Origin of the sequence: Okeania sp. SIO2F5 (assembly GCF_010692685.1) — a bacterium.
In the GTDB taxonomy this organism is placed as follows: domain Bacteria; phylum Cyanobacteriota; class Cyanobacteriia; order Cyanobacteriales; family Microcoleaceae; genus Okeania; species Okeania hirsuta.
On the sequence record NZ_JAAHGU010000070.1, the window covers coordinates 15,167 to 33,528 of the forward strand.

14 protein-coding genes, 1 tRNA gene and 1 pseudogene are annotated in these 18,362 nt (G+C 36.5%); 8 read left to right on the top strand and 8 right to left on the bottom strand.

Annotation, left to right across the window (positions count from 1 at the left end; all coding sequences use genetic code 11):
* Position 1: 1 nt before the first annotated feature.
* The gene (hpnA, locus tag F6K27_RS20120; protein WP_287278137.1) at positions 2-985 is read left to right on the top strand and encodes a hopanoid-associated sugar epimerase; all 984 of its coding nucleotides are present in this window, start codon (positions 2-4) and stop codon (positions 983-985) included.
* A 425-nt stretch (positions 986-1,410) separates the two neighbouring features.
* Here hpnA and F6K27_RS20125 read toward each other — a convergent pair whose 3' ends face one another.
* Positions 1,411-1,752 (bottom strand): NfeD family protein, encoded by a 342-nt coding sequence (locus tag F6K27_RS20125; RefSeq protein ID WP_161564539.1) that lies wholly within the window; start codon positions 1,750-1,752, stop codon positions 1,411-1,413.
* A 678-nt stretch (positions 1,753-2,430) separates the two neighbouring features.
* Here F6K27_RS20125 and F6K27_RS20130 point away from each other — a divergent pair.
* Positions 2,431-3,165 carry a tRNA1(Val) (adenine(37)-N6)-methyltransferase gene (locus F6K27_RS20130; protein WP_287278138.1) on the top strand — a complete coding sequence of 245 codons (735 nt, stop codon included), beginning with the start codon at positions 2,431-2,433 and terminating at the stop codon, positions 3,163-3,165.
* A 25-nt stretch (positions 3,166-3,190) separates the two neighbouring features.
* Positions 3,191-3,946 carry a carboxy-S-adenosyl-L-methionine synthase CmoA gene (gene cmoA, locus F6K27_RS20135; protein WP_287278140.1) on the top strand — a complete coding sequence of 252 codons (756 nt, stop codon included), beginning with the start codon at positions 3,191-3,193 and terminating at the stop codon, positions 3,944-3,946.
* A gap of 48 nt (positions 3,947-3,994) precedes the next feature.
* Here the strand turns inward: cmoA and F6K27_RS20140 are convergent.
* Both F6K27_RS20140 and F6K27_RS20145 read right to left on the bottom strand, forming a co-directional pair.
* Positions 3,995-4,214 (bottom strand): annotated as a pseudogene (locus tag F6K27_RS20140) (IS701 family transposase); the annotation flags it as partial.
* Between the two features lie 987 nt (positions 4,215-5,201).
* Positions 5,202-6,497 (bottom strand): glutamate-5-semialdehyde dehydrogenase, encoded by a 1,296-nt coding sequence (locus tag F6K27_RS20145; protein ID WP_287278141.1) that lies wholly within the window; start codon positions 6,495-6,497, stop codon positions 5,202-5,204.
* A gap of 949 nt (positions 6,498-7,446) precedes the next feature.
* On the opposite strand from F6K27_RS20145, the gene F6K27_RS20150 reads away from it, so the two are divergent.
* From F6K27_RS20150 to lptB, 3 genes are all read left to right on the top strand, one after another.
* On the top strand, positions 7,447-9,204 hold the full coding sequence (locus F6K27_RS20150) for a mechanosensitive ion channel family protein (RefSeq protein WP_124145169.1): 1,758 nt from the start codon (positions 7,447-7,449) through the stop codon (positions 9,202-9,204).
* A 93-nt stretch (positions 9,205-9,297) separates the two neighbouring features.
* Entirely contained in the window at positions 9,298-9,813 is a 516-nt protein-coding gene (locus F6K27_RS20155) for an LptA/OstA family protein (protein ID WP_124145170.1), read from the top strand.
* A gap of 514 nt (positions 9,814-10,327) precedes the next feature.
* A complete protein-coding gene (gene lptB / locus F6K27_RS20160; RefSeq protein WP_124145171.1) occupies positions 10,328-11,056 on the top strand; it encodes an LPS export ABC transporter ATP-binding protein in 729 nt (242 codons plus the stop codon).
* A gap of 507 nt (positions 11,057-11,563) precedes the next feature.
* Here lptB and F6K27_RS20165 read toward each other — a convergent pair.
* The 4 genes from F6K27_RS20165 to F6K27_RS20180 form a co-directional block, all read right to left on the bottom strand.
* Positions 11,564-12,343, bottom strand: a complete 780-nt coding sequence (locus tag F6K27_RS20165; protein ID WP_124145172.1) for a PP2C family serine/threonine-protein phosphatase — start codon at positions 12,341-12,343, stop codon at positions 11,564-11,566.
* 414 nt (positions 12,344-12,757) lie between these two features.
* Complete coding sequence (locus F6K27_RS20170; RefSeq protein ID WP_124145173.1) at positions 12,758-13,420, bottom strand: VWA domain-containing protein; 663 nt, start codon at positions 13,418-13,420, stop codon at positions 12,758-12,760.
* Between the two features lie 731 nt (positions 13,421-14,151).
* Positions 14,152-15,429, bottom strand: coding sequence for a serine--tRNA ligase (gene serS / locus F6K27_RS20175; protein WP_287278142.1), 1,278 nt, complete (start codon positions 15,427-15,429; stop codon positions 14,152-14,154).
* A gap of 251 nt (positions 15,430-15,680) precedes the next feature.
* A complete protein-coding gene (locus tag F6K27_RS20180) occupies positions 15,681-15,962 on the bottom strand; it encodes a hypothetical protein (protein WP_287278144.1) in 282 nt (93 codons plus the stop codon).
* A gap of 143 nt (positions 15,963-16,105) precedes the next feature.
* Here F6K27_RS20180 and F6K27_RS20185 point away from each other — a divergent pair, with 143 nt between their 5' ends.
* Both F6K27_RS20185 and F6K27_RS20190 read left to right on the top strand, forming a co-directional pair.
* Positions 16,106-16,465 (top strand): hypothetical protein, encoded by a 360-nt coding sequence (locus F6K27_RS20185; RefSeq protein ID WP_287278145.1) that lies wholly within the window; start codon positions 16,106-16,108, stop codon positions 16,463-16,465.
* Positions 16,466-16,826: 361 nt separating this feature from the next.
* Positions 16,827-16,891 (top strand) — tRNA-Met (locus F6K27_RS20190).
* Between the two features lie 525 nt (positions 16,892-17,416).
* Here the strand turns inward: F6K27_RS20190 and F6K27_RS20195 are convergent.
* Positions 17,417-17,863 (bottom strand): hypothetical protein, encoded by a 447-nt coding sequence (locus tag F6K27_RS20195; RefSeq protein ID WP_124145177.1) that lies wholly within the window; start codon positions 17,861-17,863, stop codon positions 17,417-17,419.
* Positions 17,864-18,362 lie beyond the last annotated feature (499 nt).

The following is an 18,362-nucleotide window of genomic DNA, read 5'->3' on the forward strand; positions in this document are numbered from 1 at the left end:
GTTGAGAGCTTTTGTTACTGGTAGCAGTGGTTTTATTGGGGCAAACTTGGTCCGGTTGTTGTTGCAGCAGGGTTATACTGTTCGATCGCTTGTTCGCCCCACAAGTTGTCTAGATAATCTCCATGGTTTGGATGTGGAGGTTGTGCTGGGTGACTTAAATGACTCCCACTTATGGGAGTTGATGGTGGGGTGTGAGGTTTTGTTTCATGTTGCTGCTCATTATTCTTTGTGGCAAAGGGATAGAGAGTTGCTTTACAGAAATAATGTGTTTGGTACGCGCAATGTTTTGGAGGCGGCACGACGAGCGAAAATTGAACGGACGGTTTATACGAGTTCTGTTGCTGCTATTGGGGTGGGGGTTTCTGGTGCGGTGGTTGATGAGGGTTATCAGTCTCCACTGGAGAAGTTGATTGGTGATTATAAAAGGTCTAAGTTTTTGGCGGAGCAGGAAGCGGTGAAGGCGGTTAATTTGGGACAAGATGTGGTAATTGTTAATCCTACTACTCCTGTTGGTGCTTGGGATATTAAACCTACTCCTACTGGTGATATTATTGTGCGATTTTTGCGTAGGCAAATGCCTGCTTATGTAGATACTGGTTTGAATATTATTGATGTTCAGGATGTAGCTTGGGGACATTTGTTAGCTTTGGAAAGGGGGAAATGTGGCGATCGCTATATTTTGGGAAATGAAAATCTGACACTTAAGGCGTTACTAGATTTATTGGAGGAAATTACGGGTTTAGCTGCTCCTAGACAAACTGTTCCTGTTTGGTTGCCTTTAACTGTGGCATGGGTTGATGAAATAATTCTGGGAAGTTTGGGGAAACTACCTTCTATTCCTTTGGATGGGGTACGAATGTCTCAACAACGAATGTATTATGATGCTTCTAAAGCGGTGAATGAGTTGGGTTTACCTCAGTCTTCGATTAGAGTTGCTCTTCAGGATGCTGTTGATTGGTTTCGGGTTTATGGTCTGAAGGAGTAGGGGAGTGAGGGAGTGAGGGAGTGGGGGAGTGATATCAAATCCGGTAGCATTGGTCTTATTCAGCATTATTAAGATTGTAGGGGCGAATGGCCATTTGCCTCTACTGACGTGCTAATTATCAAAAATGTCATTGCCCTTGTGTTAATTACTTACAGCAGTTTTCTAGTTGATGAGGTACAAAGTTTTATTGCTCTAGGGAACAGGGAATAGGAAATATAAGAATAGTCCTACAAGTGTACCTTACTATCCTCAAAAGTGCTGTAATAATTGAAGTTTCACCTCACAAAAGCATTCTTTTTTCACTCAAATTCTCTAATTTTCATAACTACTAAATCTTTGTGATTTTCTCTCCTCCTGACTCCTGACTCCTGACTCCTGACTCCAAGAGACTTAACCAATCTATAACTGTTTAACAGGATTTGATATTACAACAAAATAAATAATAGTAGTAAAAATTTACCAGCAAATAATAAAGGTGTTGGTAATGGTAATTTTTTATCGCTTATATCAGGAGCGATATTATCGTTATTGGGAATAGTATCTACAATGAGAGTGATACCATGGTTACCTAAAACATATACAACTTCTCCTGTATTAACTGTAAGTTCTTGGATACATTTAGCATTCCATAAACTACCCCGATAACGAACTCTACCAAGTTGATTTGGTCGAATTATTTCATCAACTACTGCCTCTTTAGTCATGGATAACAAATATCGGTTATTTGTACTAGAAGTTTTGACAGCACAATTAAAATTATTTAACATCGATAGCTCTTCTCCTATATATAAAATTAATTGTAAGGATTACCTGTAGAAAAAATGGTAATTATTAGTTTCTCTATGACTTTTGGTTGAAAGTTTTTAGTATAATATTCTTCTGTAGTCTGTAGTCTGAGTCCGCTAAAAATTTATTTTTTACTTTTGACTTATTCAATATAGATAGTCTTCACCAAATGAAACCTCTAATTGCCAACTACTATATAATAATTGGTGTTAATTTTTTCTACATTTGAAGCTTCAGTCATCTAGGTAGTAAATCTGGAACTTTTAGTCAAAATTAGAAATTTTATAAATTCCTTGCAGAAGGAAGAAGGAAGAAGGAATAAATTTTAAGTTTTTGATATGTCGCGCCCTTTTCTTCGACTGCTATACTAGGCAATCAGAATTGATCAATTTCCAGAATGAAGAAAAAATAAATATTTTGCAGGTTAATCCTGAAAAATATAAACTTAATAGATATTATTTGTATTTTTCCGAAATATGGAGATAGTTAGCTGATATACTAGGTATTATTTTTTATATTATGTTTGGTTAAATATTTATACTTTGGTAGAAGAAAAGGAGCAAGTTTTTAACGGAGTCAGAAGTCAAAATTTAGATAGGAGAGCCTTTTTTTACCTACCACCTTCTTCAATGATATATATTAAGGAGAGAAATTAGAATATGGGAGGAAATCAATTTCGATTTAAACAGTTTACTATTCTACAAGACCAATGTGCAATGAAAGTCGGTACTGATGGTACTTTATTAGGAGCATGGGTAGATATTTCTGGAGCAGAAAAAATTTTGGATATTGGTGCTGGTACGGGCTTAATTTCTTTAATGCTGGCACAGCGTTCTCGTCAGGGGTGTGGAACACTATCCCTTGCTAAAATTGATGCTGTAGAAATTGATGTTAACTCATCTATTCAAGCTAGAAAAAATGTGGAGCGATCACCATGGTCAGATAGGATTAAAATTCATAATTATTCTATTCAGGAATATGCAGAATCTTGTCAAAAACAGTACAATTTAATAGTATCAAATCCACCTTTCTTTGAAAATGCTTCTAAGGCTGCAAAAAAAGCCAGGACAATTGCCAGACATACAGACTTTCTTTCGCAAACTGATTTATTACAAACAGCAGTTCAACTTTTGTCTGACACAGGTAAATTAGCTGTAATTTATCCGGTAGAGCAAGCTAAAAAATTTCAGATAAAAGCACGATATTTTGGATTATTTTGTCACAAAAAACTATATGTAAAATCCATGGCAGAAATTCCAACGAAGCGAATCTTGATGGAACTAAGTAAAAATAAATTACCCCCTCAAGAAAATACTCTTATTATTGAAGCTAAACAATATTTATACACCCCTGAATTTATCGCATTAATCAAAGACTTTTACCTAAAATATTAATCTCCTTCCTTCTTCCTGATTTAATATGAATGAACCATTAGAGACAGAACTATATTTAAGTTCAGAAAAAGACGAATTATTTGAAAAAAGCCCCTGGCCGAAACCTTTTACTTTTAATGCCGAAGTAGTCAAAGTTTTTGATAATATGGTATCTCGTTCGGTGCCTCTATATAGAGAAGTTGTAGCAGGTGCAGTGCATTGGACGCGGGCATATTACCAACCAAAAACACGCATTATTGATGTGGGGTGCTCCACAGGTACTTTCCTAGAATTATTGGGGCGATTTTTGAAACAGCCAGCAATTTTAGTAGGAATTGATAATTCTCAAGATATGCTGGATAAAGCTAAAGAAAAATTAGCTCAAATTCAAGATTTTCATCAGATAGAATTAATTTGTGAAAATGCAGAAAATTACTCCTTTGAAAATAGTAGTGTAGTAGTCATGAACTACACCTTACAATTTTTATCTCTCCCTCAACGACAAAAATTATTGCAGGCAATTTATCAAGGTTTAGTTCCTGGTGGTTTGTTATTTATAAGTGAAAAAATCAGGTCTAATTGTCCTCAGTTTCAAGAACAAATTGCCCATCATTATGAAGCTTTTAAAGCTAAAAATGGTTATGCTCAGAATGAAATTGAACGAAAAAAAGAGGCTCTGGAAAATGTATTAGTTCCTTTGACAGAAATTCAACAATTGCAAATGTTGAATGACAGTGGTTTTCAACAAGTAGAATCGCTGATTAAATTTCATAATTTCATCTCGTTTGTGGCATTAAAGTAGGGTTAAATTAAAAATTTACTTAACTAGCTATTGGAACTTACACAACTTTTAACCCCAAATATAGCCCAAACTCTTTCTGTGAAAGGCAAATACGTCACGGTTATTATTCAACCAATTAAAAAAACGGAAAGACATAGCTGTACGAAAAGCGTACCATTGCATCAGTAAATGTCTTCAAAGGTTTATCTCTCCATTGCCTCTATAATCCCCCAGTTAGCTTATGCCAAATGATAAAAGTATAGGCACAAAATACCAAAATAAAATGGAGTCTGGAACGCCATTTATCTCTTATACCAATTCCCATGCATTAATGCTATACTTCCGATGAACTTCAGTTATTAAGTAATAATAATCGTTTAGTAATTTTTATAACGATTATCGGCATTAAACCAAGATATCTTATCTCTTTTCACCCTACTCCCTACTCCTTTTTTCCCCTCCACGGTCGGGGTTAGGGGTGGGTCCCTACTCCCTACTCTCAAGGAGATGTAGCAATAATGCGTGAGATTTGGTATTAGTTGATATTCTTTTAATTCTAACCATCATCAGCGCTTATCGGTAAAAAACCTCTATCCAATTTCTGTTTGAGTAGCTATTACTACCTACTGAGATGTTACTTTAGAAAGCTCAATATTGGTAATAAAATAATAAATTTCTGTTGCCTATTCTACAGAATTAGCATTCATAACGATAGCAAAAGTTCTTTCTCCTTTCCGAAAAAGATATAGACTTTTTGCACATAGCAGGCAACAGGCAACAACTTCGGAAAGCAACAGGGAATAGATTTTTAGGAAAAAGGTACGAAAAATGATTTAGGGAACTGACTTTTACAACTCTAGCTTATGTTAAATAAAGGGTAAGTTTATTTTCACCAGATGTCTATTACCTCTCCTTGAAAACGAATAGGATTGACGCGGAGCGTGAAAATTTTTTCTTCTCTTGGTCGATTGGATATGGCGAGGAGACCCGTTCTTGCAGACCCGCTCCGCTAACACCATCTCACCCTACGGGAAGCTCCGAAAATCGACCGCTTTTTTCTCCTCTCCTTTAAAGGAGAAGATTTTTACCTTAATTATTCGGTAAGTGGTAGGTTTTAGGTTGTCGGTTGTCGGTTGTTGGTTGTCGGTTTTAGGTATTATTATAGAATCCGGTTATACAGTATATGTTTATAATTCTATCAACACTTCAATATTAAATCAGACCATCTCCCCTACTCCCCTACTCCCCCACTCCCTTATTCACCACCTCTGCCATATTACAAATCTCGGTGAGTAAATACCTTAGGGCGATCGCCAGAATAAGTAGCAGCAATATGACCATCACCTACAACTTGATATTTATAAGTCACTAACCCTTCTAAACCTACTGGACCTCTTGGTGGCATTTTCTGTGTGCTAATTCCTACTTCAGCTCCAAAACCATAACGGAAGCCATCAGAAAACCGAGTCGAACAGTTATGGAATACTCCTGCCGCATCTATTTGAGCCAGAAATAACTCTGCAGTTTCTCTATCCTCAGTTACGATAGCATCTGTATGTCCAGAACCATAAGTATTGATGTGAGCGATCGCTGAGTCTAAATTATCTACCACCTTAATTGACAATACTAAATCGCTATATTCTGTTGCCCAGTCTACTTCTGTCGCCACTTTTACCGACGGTAAAACCTTCCGAGTAGCTGCATCACCTCGTAACTCTACCTGATGCTTTTCCATAATTGGGAAAACCTCTGTCAAAAACTTGTCAGCAATATCGGTATGAACTAACAAAGTTTCCACTGCATTACAAGCAGCAGGATACTGAGTTTTGGCATCCACAGTAACAGCAACTGCCTTTTGAATATCCGCTGACTTATCTACATAAACATGACATATTCCTTCAGCGTGACCCAAAACAGGAATTTGAGTATTTTCCTGTACAAATTTTACAAAAGAATTAGAACCTCTGGGAATAATTAAATTCACATATTTATCTAATTTCAGTAACTCCAGAGTTTCTTCTCGCGTAGTTAATAACTGTACTGCATCAGGATTAACAGAAGTTGTTGCCAGTCCTTGACGAATTGCTGTAACTAACTCTTGACATGAATTAGTTGCTTCTTTACCTCCTTTAAGAATGACACCATTTCCTGATTTAATTGCCAAAGCCGAAATTTGAATTACAGCATCAGGACGAGCTTCAAAAACTACACCAATAACTCCCAATGGACAAGTAATACGTTTGAGAATTAATCCTTCATCTAGTTCCCGATGTATTTGCACCGCACCCACTGGATCAGCCAAAATAGAAACATTCCGTAAACCTGCGATCGCGCTGTTAAGTTTGGCCTCATCCATTTTCAATCGATTATAAAGAGGTTTAGCAATGCCATTGGTTTGAGCTATCTGACAGTCAAGTTTATTTGCTGCTAGAATTTTTGGTGCTGCGGTTTCCAGTGCTTGGGCGACTGCTTCAATTGCTTGATTTTTTGCTTCTGTGGATAAACCTGCCGATTTTTGTGCTGCTTGACGGGTTGTTTTGGCTATTTCAGTCAAAGAAACTTCTATAATCATCGTCTTTTTGGGATTTTTTTACGACTTATTTTATCATTATACTGCTTTGGTATAATAATTATTAATGATCTTGTGATTGATATTAATTATTAAATTTATATCTCAAGTTTTAAATGAATTTTATTGAGCAAAAAAAAATTTGTGAGGGGATAAAAGTACAGGATATTTAATGTAAGTGTGGCACATCAATCAAAATTAATGTTTTGCTCTATACTCTAAATTAATCACACTCAATTAAAACTATTTAATCTCAACTAAAATATGCTGAATTATTTTCTATTTCAGATATTTTTTGATTATTTAAAAGCTATTTATGGAAAAAATAAGTATATATTATTTGGCATATTTTTATATTATTTTTTTCAAAAAATGTTATCAGATCAGGCTTTAAAATCAAGCAATATAAGTAAATAAAAGCCTTTTTCCCATAGCATTACATTAGTAATAGGCTGATATACGACTTACTAATTGCTAAAACATTACAATTTCTGTCCGGATGTTTACCCTTTTAGCCAGAAAGCAATCAATAGACTAATTTTATCTTCAATAACCAAAAAAATCTGGTCTCAAGCCTTCCATTTTAAGGGGATAAAAAAGAAAGAAAATTCTGCATCTTCTCGTCTCCCTATTGCAGGAGGTACTGTTAACGAAGTCAGAATTCAGAAGTCAAAAGTTATTTTTGTAACGAGGATTTGAGCAAACCTCTAAAAATATTTCGCCTTAAAAGGCGGGGTTTGCACAACCCAATTATTTTGATAACGTAGCTCCTCTTTCTGAGGCTAAATGATAACTGATATAGCGTTTTCAAATGAGATTTTAAAAAGAATTGGTTATTGACTAACAGTAAAAAGTCCAGCAAACCTTCTTACCTGTTGCCTGTTGCCTGTTACCTAAAAGCGACCAGGTTTTTTACGCAACTCAAATGAAATTACTATAACTGAATTGACTTATGCAAATTTATAAATTTATTTCATTCAAACAACTACTCATCAAGCAAAATAACTTCTTTAATCGCTATAAAATCTCAAAAATCATCACAGTTATAATTGTTAGCCTCTTCACCTTTATTCTGATAACTAATCAAACTTTCTTAGCATTAGGCCAGACTTCAGAAACATTACAGAATAATAATATTGAAAATATTACTCAAGTTCCATCATTAACACCTATCAGCAATATAGTTTATAAACCAATCAAAATTGACGGCAGAGAAATTTTTAAAGTAGCCGCAGTAGCAGGACAAGAAATCCAAGGAAATAGTAATACATCTCCCCTAAATATTAGAGTTAGACTGTATGAAAATAACCTCAAACAAACAATTAAAAATTGCTTTGATGCTGATACTTTAAAATTAACTCTTGAAACCCGAGAAAACCAGACTTTAGTATTTGCCTCAGACGCAGAACAACTCAAAAATAAATTTCTGATTGCCATCACAGATTTAGATGCTCAAATTCATGGTATATCTAGAGAAGATTTAACTAATCAGATTATTGGTTTTATGAAGGATGCCTTAATTAGAGCGCAGAGAGAGCGACAACCAGACTATTTATTGAGGCAAATTTTAATTTCTTTAGGAATAATATTAGCTTTGATTCTGTTGAGCTTTCTCATATCAATTTGGCAAAAGCACTGCTTAAAAAAGTATCAAAAAATCCAAAAATACATAGAAAATTTAAAAGTATCTCGCCCACAAGTAGATGAATTTATAAATTATCAAGAATTAACAACAGCAAAAACAGAGTTAACTTTAGGGCAAAAACAACAGTTAAGATGGGAACAACAGCAAGATAAAAATTCTTTTTTTAGAAGTTTTCTGCAAGTAAGTCACTTGATTTTATGGTTAAGTGGTATTATTTGGATTTTAGGTAATTTTCCTCATAGTCGTTGGCTACAGATTTTTTTAGTTTCTCATGTCATAGTGTTCACTATTATAATTGGTACTTATTTAGCAATTAAAGGTAGTCCGGTGATGGTCAACTGGTTTGCTATAAATAGTTTTAAAAGATTAGAAAATCAAAGTTATGGTCATAGAAAAATACCACAAGCAATTACTTTTTCTCATACATTGAAAGGAATTGTGATGTTTACATTAGGTTGTATTGGTATGCTTTGGATATTTCAAAATTTCAATGTTTCTATAACTATAGTATTATTAGGTTTAGGTATTATTAGTTTCACAGTTTCTTTGGGTGGTCATAATCTAGTTAAAGATATCATCAGTGGAATTTTAATTTTGCTAGAAGATCAGTATGCAATTGGCGATTTGATTGACCTAGATTATACTATAGGTTATGTAGAAGATATGAGTTTTCGTGTCACACAATTACGTGATGTAGGAGGACGTTTAAGTTCAATTCCTAATAGCAATATTTCTATAGTTCATAATTTTACGAAAGATTGGGCAAGTATTGATTTAAGAATAAAAGTTAATTTAGATTCTAATTTAAGCCAAGCAGTACAATTAGTTAAACAAGTTGCTAATGAGTTAAAAAATGATGCAGAGTGGGGAGATAAAGTTTTAGATTCTGCCAGTGTTTTAGGTGTCAATAGTGTTTCTCAAACTGAAGTAGAATTTATGATTAGAATGAAAAGTATACCAAGAGAACAATGGAATGTAGCCCGTGAATTTTGCTACAGGTTGAAACAAATTTTTGAGTTGAAAAAGATTGCCTTTAATGCCACAATATCTTCAAAATATAGATAAGTCCCTTCAGTTTCCTGTAAAATAATACAAGTACCTAACTTTTACCCAAGAGTCAAGACAATAGAATCCTTGACAACTTTCACCAAATTAAAAATGATACTAAACAAAAAAATATCAAAATTACTGATCTTAAAAGGACTTGCCCTAATCATACCTTTGGCTGTAAATGCTGTAACATATCCTACATCTGCCCAAATTAATCCTAACCCACCCCCAAATAATCAAAACTCCTCAGGGCGCACTATGACTGTTCGCTCCGACATTCAAGAAGCAGACTCTCGAACAGGAGTTGTTACAGCTCGTGGTAATGTCCAAATTAACTATCCAGCTCGCCAAATTCAAGCCACAGCAGCTCAAGCTCAATACTTTAGTAGAGAACGTCGAATTGTCCTCAGTGGAGATGTATTTATCCTACAGGAAGGCAATACAATTCGTGGAGAAACAGTTACCTATCTCATAGATGAAGGACGCTTTATTGTTCTACCTCAGTCTCAAGGGCAAGTAGAATCTGTATATTTAGTGCCTACAGGTGAAGATGCAGATGGGGGAAGCAATGTTACTGCTCCATTCAATCCAAAACCCGCCTTTAAAAGTCCAATAAGCCCATAACTATATTATATATAATTAAAAATTATCGCATATTACAAATTAATGTGGTGTGCCTGATTTTTTGTATCTGTTCTCTGTTCCCGAAAACTCTAGAAATCTTTACACAGCAAACTACCAAACAAAATTGTTTGTATAGCAGAAGGAAAAAGTAAGAAGTTTTATTCCCAAGTTTGTAGCTATTTCATAAGTCAAATACAGTAATGGCGACTGCTATATATCTACAAAATACTCAGGTATATTTTCTTTTTCCTGTTAAGGTTTTCCGTACCTCCAAGTATTAAATGAATTTTGCACAGGTAATAATATGATTGACAATAATAATATTTTGTGTATATTGAAGCAGCCTGGAATTGGTAAGATATTTGTTGTTTCTAAAGCTTAGGAATGAGGATTTTATTATCTACATAAGTTGAATTGCTTAAGCTCCCTATTGTGTGAGTGCTTTAAAAAAATCTGGACTTTATTTAATTCTTATTCCTTAGTTAATCTTTGAGAGCTGGCTTCTAACCCAAATATGAAAATTGTTCTTGAGAATATTCATAAAAACTATGGTAAACGTGCCATAGTTAGCCGAGTTAATCTATTCATTGCCCAAGGAGAAATTGTTGGCCTACTCGGTCCTAATGGCGCAGGTAAAACCACTACATTCTATATCGCTACAGGTATAGAAAAACCCTCCCTTGGCACTGTCTTTTTAAATGAGTTAGATATCACAACTCTACCAATTCACAAGAGAGCAAAACTGGGTATTGGCTATCTAGCCCAGGAACCAAGTATTTTTCGCAACCTCAGTGTTAGAGATAATATTCTCCTGGTCTTGGAACAAACAAAAATTCCTCGTCGCCAGTGGAAAAAGTTCTTAGATTCTCTATTGTATGAGTTTCGCTTAGAAAAAGTTGCTTCTACTTTAGGTTCCCAAGTTTCCGGTGGAGAACGGAGGCGAACAGAACTAGCAAGAGCCTTGGCCTCTAGCAAAGATGGACTAAGATTTTTGTTTTTAGATGAACCATTTGCAGGAGTAGACCCAATTGCCGTTTCTGAAATTCAAAAGATTGTGGCCAAATTAAGAGAACGAAAAATGGGCATCCTGATTACCGACCATAATGTTAGAGAAACTCTAGAAATTACTGATCGAGCCTATATTATGCGCGATGGACAAATATTGGCATCTGGAACAGCAGAAGAACTTTATAATAATCCTTTAGTACGTCAGTATTATTTGGGTGATAAATTTAAGTTTTGAATTACATTCAAAAATTAATTATTAATTATTACCTATCCGTTTTGCAGGATAGGATTGGGGAAGATGATTTTTTTCTTTATTTATTCTTTAAATCAGAGGCTTTAAACCTTAATTATTCGGTAACATCAAATCTGGTAGCATTAGTATTATTCACTCTTAAGGAATAAGATGCGATAATTTTAGGAGCTAACAGCCTTTAGTCCCTATGAACCATATGACAATACAGAGAATTATATCACTCCAATTTCTCGGGAACCATAGCTGGCAGATTTGATCTAAGTAGACATCTCCACAAATCCAAAATAAAATCAATTATGATCCATAAACTGGAGAATACAAAGTTCTGTAAAAAACGGTTTGCTCTCAAGATTGAAAGTTCTACTGGGAAAGGCTTACAGCATCTACTGTTGTGAATGGATAATTTTTAACATTGAGTCCGTGAAACCCTTGACTAGCAATAGTTATTCCCAGAACTTTACACTGTCTAGTCCATAAATTATCAATTATTTATTCCTGTTCCTTGTTAAACTGCGCTAATAACAAAGTTAAATCGTCATCAGTTCTACCTGTAACTTTAGGCGATCGCAAAAATTCTTCCAATTGTTTAGTCGCCTCTTGTTCATCTGTCACCACAGTCATAAACTTAAACAATGGTGCAAAAAACGGACAATGAGGCAACCCTCTTGGCATCTTCAAAGCCAGCATTTGTAACCCATCGGAAAAAATTGCTAAATGAAAAGGCTTTCCTTGCCAAATCTTGATTTGAGCAGCTTCCACACCTTGCTCTGAAATCAAAAAAGTTGTCTCATTAATATATTCTCCACTTTGAGGAGCAGTCAGCGGAAAGATATTTTCTTCACCATCTCCCACTACCGCCGCACCATCTCCAACCTGAGCAGCAATAGCAAACTCTGATGTCGCCACCACCAAAATCAAAGTTGCAGCAAACTCCCGTGCTTCAACCTTCCTCACTTGAGACTCAGCCAAAACTGCTGTTCTCGCGGCTCTCAAAGCATCAATTAATTGATACTGCCAATCAACATTATTATCTTTAGACAAAAAATGTTGTTGAGAAATAGTTTCTACTGCAGCACTGACAGCTATTTTCGCCCCTACCTCCCCAAAATTAGATGAACCAGCGCCATCAGCAACTGCTGCAACTAAAATACCTTCCGGTAAAATCTCCCAATGATTTGCATCCTGACATGGTTGTCCACGTTTTTTGTGACTCGTACCTGCCACTGACACCGATACCACTCGCCAATGACCTTGTTCTTCTGTTGACATAACCTAACTTTTGGTAACTTTCCTTATTTCATTTGTGCAAGATATTAGGTGTTCTGCTTTAGGTACTAATTGCTATAACACCTTCTTCTATAATTAACGAGCTATCAGCTTTTATCGCTCTGAGTTATTTCAGTTATCAGTTATCAGTTATCAGTTATCAGTTATCAGTTATCAGTACCTCTGCAATAACGAGGCTTGACATCAGGAATATGCTCTTTTTTTTATCCTTTTAAAAGGGGAGACTTTAGACCACAATTTTTCGGTAAAAATCCCCGGGATCTTATCATCCGGATGGTTGAGGAGGAGTCGAAATCTCCTTTCGGTTCCGGAATTATCCGCAAACGGGGGTGTCTCAAAAAAAATCTGCTGACTGCTGAAAGCTGAAAGCTGAAAGCTGACCGCTGAGGTGCTTCTTTAAACTGTTCCCCATCCAGGAGGAGGCAGGGCCACTTGTTCGTCAACTTTAGAGTGGGAAACCTGCTGCATACTGGCAGATAACCAAATAAACATTTCCCGAAAGTCAAGTCCTCTCAGTTTTAGCGGTGTTCTGAGCGCAATTTCTCCAAGCTTATCCATATTTGCCCCTTCTACACCCACTGCAAAAAAGGCAACGTGCTTGTTATCTTCTTCTTCTCTAATGCGCTCTGTTGCTTCCTTAACAACTTTTTCTGATTCACCTTGAGGTTCGCCATCAGTAATCAAAAAAATCCAAGGTCGATAGTAAGTTATGCCATTATTCCGATATTCTAACTTCCGAGCTGCAATCATATCCAGCGCTTTGTTAATAGCTGTACCCATGTAAGTTTGTCCTTGGGCTGTTAATACCGGGTTTTCAAATTGGTCTGCAGTGATAAACTCTTGCACAATTTTTATTTGGTTGTCAAAAGAAATAATTGCCACCTCTACTCGTTTTTTAGCTAAGTCATCGGTAATTAAATTATTTCTAAAAGTTTCTAACCCCTCATTCAAAGCTTGAATAGCGTTGCCTGTCATTGATGCTGAGGTATCCAATAGTAGGACACAAGGACAGCGGGGTTCAGGGTTTTCTGCAAATTCTACTGCTTCATCAAGTCTCATAGTAGTTTTTTGGCCTTATATTAACAATTTATATTTTTTATATTTGTTTTCTTTATCTCTGATTCTAGAACTATATTTCTAGTAACTTTGGATTAAATACAACTAACATTCAGATGACATAGTACACCATAAGGCATTTTCCGACTAATATGAAATACGTTAATGTTTGCTAGCAAAGATTGATGGGGAGATGGGCAGATAGGTAGATGGGGAGATAGGGAGATTAGTATATTTGCACAATTTTTTGTATTTCATATAATCAGGAATTGCGCAGTACCGCTACATATAGTGTATAATTTAGTCATTATTGCTGATATAACCACTATGATTGGTGCAGTTGCGTAAGTCCTGATAATATAACATCTAAAATGGATAGATAATCCTGGGTTGAGAGCTAGATGAATCAAAGTTTGTCCCAATTGATATTTCTATAACACTACGTCTTGTTGTTAGGACAATAAATTTGGGTTGTAGGAAAAAGAAAAATGTCCTATCAAAAAATGCCTGAGAGTCTGTCTGCAGAAGGAAATTACGTCAATGCCCTAAAAATGGCTATAACCCTTGGTAGTGAAGAATCAGGACTTAGGCAAAAACACTATATAGTGTTAAGCCTTAAGGATCTATCTGTATTGGCGATCTAAACTAGATTTCTCTTGACGATCGCCTGAACAACAAAATTCGTGAGTGTATTAAAAGTAGGGAGTGTATAATCACACCCTACCCGATCGCAATTATAAAAATTCACGTCCCATAAAAGCTTGCAAGACTTCCGGTATTTTCACACTACCATCAACCTGCTGATAATTTTCCAAAATAGCCGCCATAGTTCGTCCCACTGCTAAACCAGACCCATTCAGAGCGTGAACATACTGAGTGCCTTTTTTCTTTCCTTCCTTAAACCGAATATTTGCCCGACGTGCCTGAAAATCTTTCACATTAGAACAACTAGAAATTTCTCGATATGTTCCTGATGATGGTAACCACACCTCCAAGTCATAACATTTAGCCGCAGAAAAACCTAAGTCTCCAGTACACAATTCTATAATTCGATAAGGTAATTTTAGTGCTTGTAAAATAGCTTCTGCATCTGCCACCAATTTTTGATGTTCTTCTTCAGAGCGATCAGGATGCACAATTTTTACCATTTCGACCTTATTAAATTGATGGAGTCGAATTAACCCCCTAGTATCTTTGCCATAAGCACCAGCTTCTCGACGAAAACAAGGAGTATAAGCACAATGATAAATAGGTAGTTGTTCCGCAGTCAAAATTTCATCCCGATACAAATTCATCGTTGAAACTTCCGAGGTAGGTATTAACCATAGATCGTCTGCTTCACACTTAAAACTATCCTCAGCAAATTTTGGCAGTTGACCTGTAGCTGTCAAAGACTGACTATTTGCCAATAATGGGGCCATAACTTCAACATACCCAGCTTGAGTATGGCGGTTGAGCATAAATTGAATTATGGCACGTTCTAATGCTGCTCCTGCTCCCATTAATGCCACAAAGCGACTTTGAGCAATTTTTACCCCTCGTTCAAAGTCGAGAATACCTAGTTTTTCCCCAATTTCATAGTGGGGAATGATTTTTGGATTTTGGGGAATATATTCATCCCCCCAACGTTTGACTTCGATATTTTCTGCTTCACTTTTTCCTAAAGGTGTAGACTCACTAGGCAAATTAGGAAGAGGTAGGAGCAAAGCTTCTATTTTGGCCTTTATCTCTTTTTCCCTGGGTTCTAATTCGCTGAGTTGGGTTTTGATTTGATTTCCCTCATCCTTTAAAGCTTGAACTTCGGCACCCTTGGGGTCACTGCCTGATTTAATTTTTTCTCCTACCTGTTTACCAATCTGGTTACTACGAGCTTGGAGTTGCGATCGCTCTGTTTCCAGTTCTCGCTGTTGCTCATCCAATTCTAGAATTGGCTGTAAGTCGTAGTCTCCACGACGGTTGAGTAATTCTTGTACAGTTTGCAGATTTTCTCGAATTTGTCTAATATCTAACACAATTTCTCCCTAGGCCCTTAATTTATCCCACTTAACAGAATATTACTTTAGCTCAACTATTGTTCAAAAAGTCAAAATTTGAAAATCAAAAGTCAAAAGTCATAATATCTATAATTAATCTGTCAAAGCGAATCCCCACTGTTTTTGTCCGTAGGCAGTGATGACCACAATCTTGACACCAGTATTCGTGATGTCCTTTTCTGATATTAGTGCTTCCGCACGCTGGACATTGCAATTTTCTGAAAGTTTTATCAATCTTCATCGGCAACATAAATTTTGGTGTGAGGTCGATAGTTTAAATATTCTTCTAAAAAGCTCTCTATGTCTCCAATATAAGTGCAGTGACTATTCATGTGTTGGAGAAGATTTTTATTCTTACGTCGAACTGAATTGCCTAAATTATTAATATCAACAGCATTTTTTCTAATTTGATTTTCAATCCGACCGATATACCGAAAAACAATCCAGCTACAACCTATCACAGAAAAAATAGTAGTAACCATGCCGACCGTCACAATAGTTTCTGGAGTCATTTATTAAAGACCAGTACCAATCTGGAGATGTTCAATATTTTAGAAATTCTGGTAGTTCTGAAGCTAGGAGTCAGTTATTACTATGGTGTCGGCAATGTATTGTTTATCCTCGGCATCGCCTGACAACTCTAGTTGGTAGGGAATTGGGGACTAAATATGATGAGTTGCTGGCTAAATATTCTAGTGATAAAAGTCTAAGCAAAGTCCAAGCTATTACTAAATATTTTGATAGGCAGATTGAGGCGATAGCGCTTATTGAGAAGTCCATGGCTGAAACTCCTAATATTCCTGCACTTCTGCAAATTAAGGCAATTAAAATTGGTGCAATTCAAGCTAAAAAAAGTTTTCTTTTGGCTGCTGAATCGGATGTAAATGTAGATTTACTGGAGGCTATAAACACAGAAAAAGCTAAAGGCTTCAAAACTCTAATTCCTTTTAAAGTAATTAGCCTTGCTCTTAGAAGGTTATGGCTAATGCTTAAAAAGGCCAATTGTACTAATTGAGCGATCGCTATAGTTGTCCCAAAAGGTTTAGGAAGTAAGTAAAAAAGTTACTCCTAAACTTCTCACCCTCTAAAAATCTAGACAATCCTAGACACGCTCTTCATCGGTGATGTTGAGCGAAATTCCTGATCACCTGTCCATAAGTCTACTGGCATGCGAAGGTTAATATTCCGCTCAAACGCATTGAGTTTAGGATTCCCTAGGCGGGTTTTCGTCAAACACGAAAAGTCGAGTGCCAAACACTCCATAATTGTTGCTAAAATCCTCTGGTCTTAGCAGACAGATGTAATAATAACATAGATTAATGGCGTAAAAACATAGACATTTTGTAGATATAAGTCTTGGATAGTCCATGTTTTTCAGCTTTAGTAAGCAACAGTAAAGCCCCAGGCTCATAACCTGGTTGATGCAGGTGCAAATCCTGCCACTGCAACTATAGCAACTAGCAGTTAGCTATTGGCTATCGGCTTTTTAATTTTTATTTTATTTAGTTGTTTGCTGGAGCTGATTAGTTGTTGTACATGAAAACTTTTATGAGTGGAGATGGTGTAACGATAACATTTTGGCCTCCAACACCGACGATCTAGCTTTAAATCCTAGTCTCCGCGCCAACATCATTTGAAAATTTTGTTAGCACTTTATAGAACCCATTTGGTATCTTTGTCCGCAATTAAATTTTTGCTCAGAAGTTAGGAGATGGAGGGAAGGAATATGGGAAAAAGCGGATGCGACCCCGCGCCGTCCCACGGCGCAAGCAGTCAGACCCCGGGGTTTTGCTGGCGCATAACTACGTTAACGGCTAGCCTCTTACAGAGGAGCTAAAGCTAACGCCCACATAAAAAGCAGAGCGGATCTGCACTCTTCGGATTTCCTCGCCATGGGAATGCTGACTCCTGTGAGGGAACGCGCACCAAGCAGGTTGAAAAATACTCCCCACCTCCCCATCTCTTTTTAAATAGATCTCAAATGGGTTCTATAGAAACCTAAAACCTTATCAGTATAGCTACCAATCTCACCTTGATTATATTGATTTGGATCTCCTGCCATCCACCATGCTGCTGCTCGACGCACTGCTAACGACTCATCATTACCACTAGCAGCATACTGCTCTTTCAAAATATCTTCCATTACGCATCCCAAAATTTCCCTTGCTTTTGTTGTATTTGCTTCAAACTCTTTTACAGTCATTTCCTCTCCAGTGCAAAGTCTCGACCACCTGGGAATATTATCTGGCTTAATTTGCCAGTCGCTATACAATCCATCATTTTCTGTTCCTGTTTGCGGTGCCGCTAGTCGGAGTGCTTCAACTAATGCCTGAACTTGAGTATTTGATATCTGTGCTTTTGCTGGCATTACCCAAATTATTAAAACAGCAACGATCCCTAATATAAATCTCATAGTGTCTCACCTATAACCAGAAGTCAATTTGACTTTATATTATATATTAAGTTAAAGGTGTTTGTGTTATATAAGTAATACCAAATTAATAAATATTTGCTACAAATAGCTAGGATCTTTCTTAGGAGTCAACCCACCCCTAACCCCTCCTGGGAGGGGAAGTCAGGAGGACCGAGTCGTATGGGAATTGCTTCAATACCATTTTTCAGGTCGCAAATCATTCTTTTCTCTTGGTGCGCTACCAGATGTGACTAGCGTCGTCGCGGGATATGACGCAAGGGAATGCTGACTCCTGTGAGGGAACACGCACCAAGCAGGTAGAAAAATGCTCCCATCCCCCCATCTCCCCATCTTTAACTATATAAATATAATATAGACATCTCCGGAAATAGTCGAACACTTACTATAACTATCTTTTAGGAAGCGATAGCGTACGCTTAACCGGAGGTGATCGCAAATGCTTAAGATAGTTAATTTTCACGGTAAACTCAGTGTTATA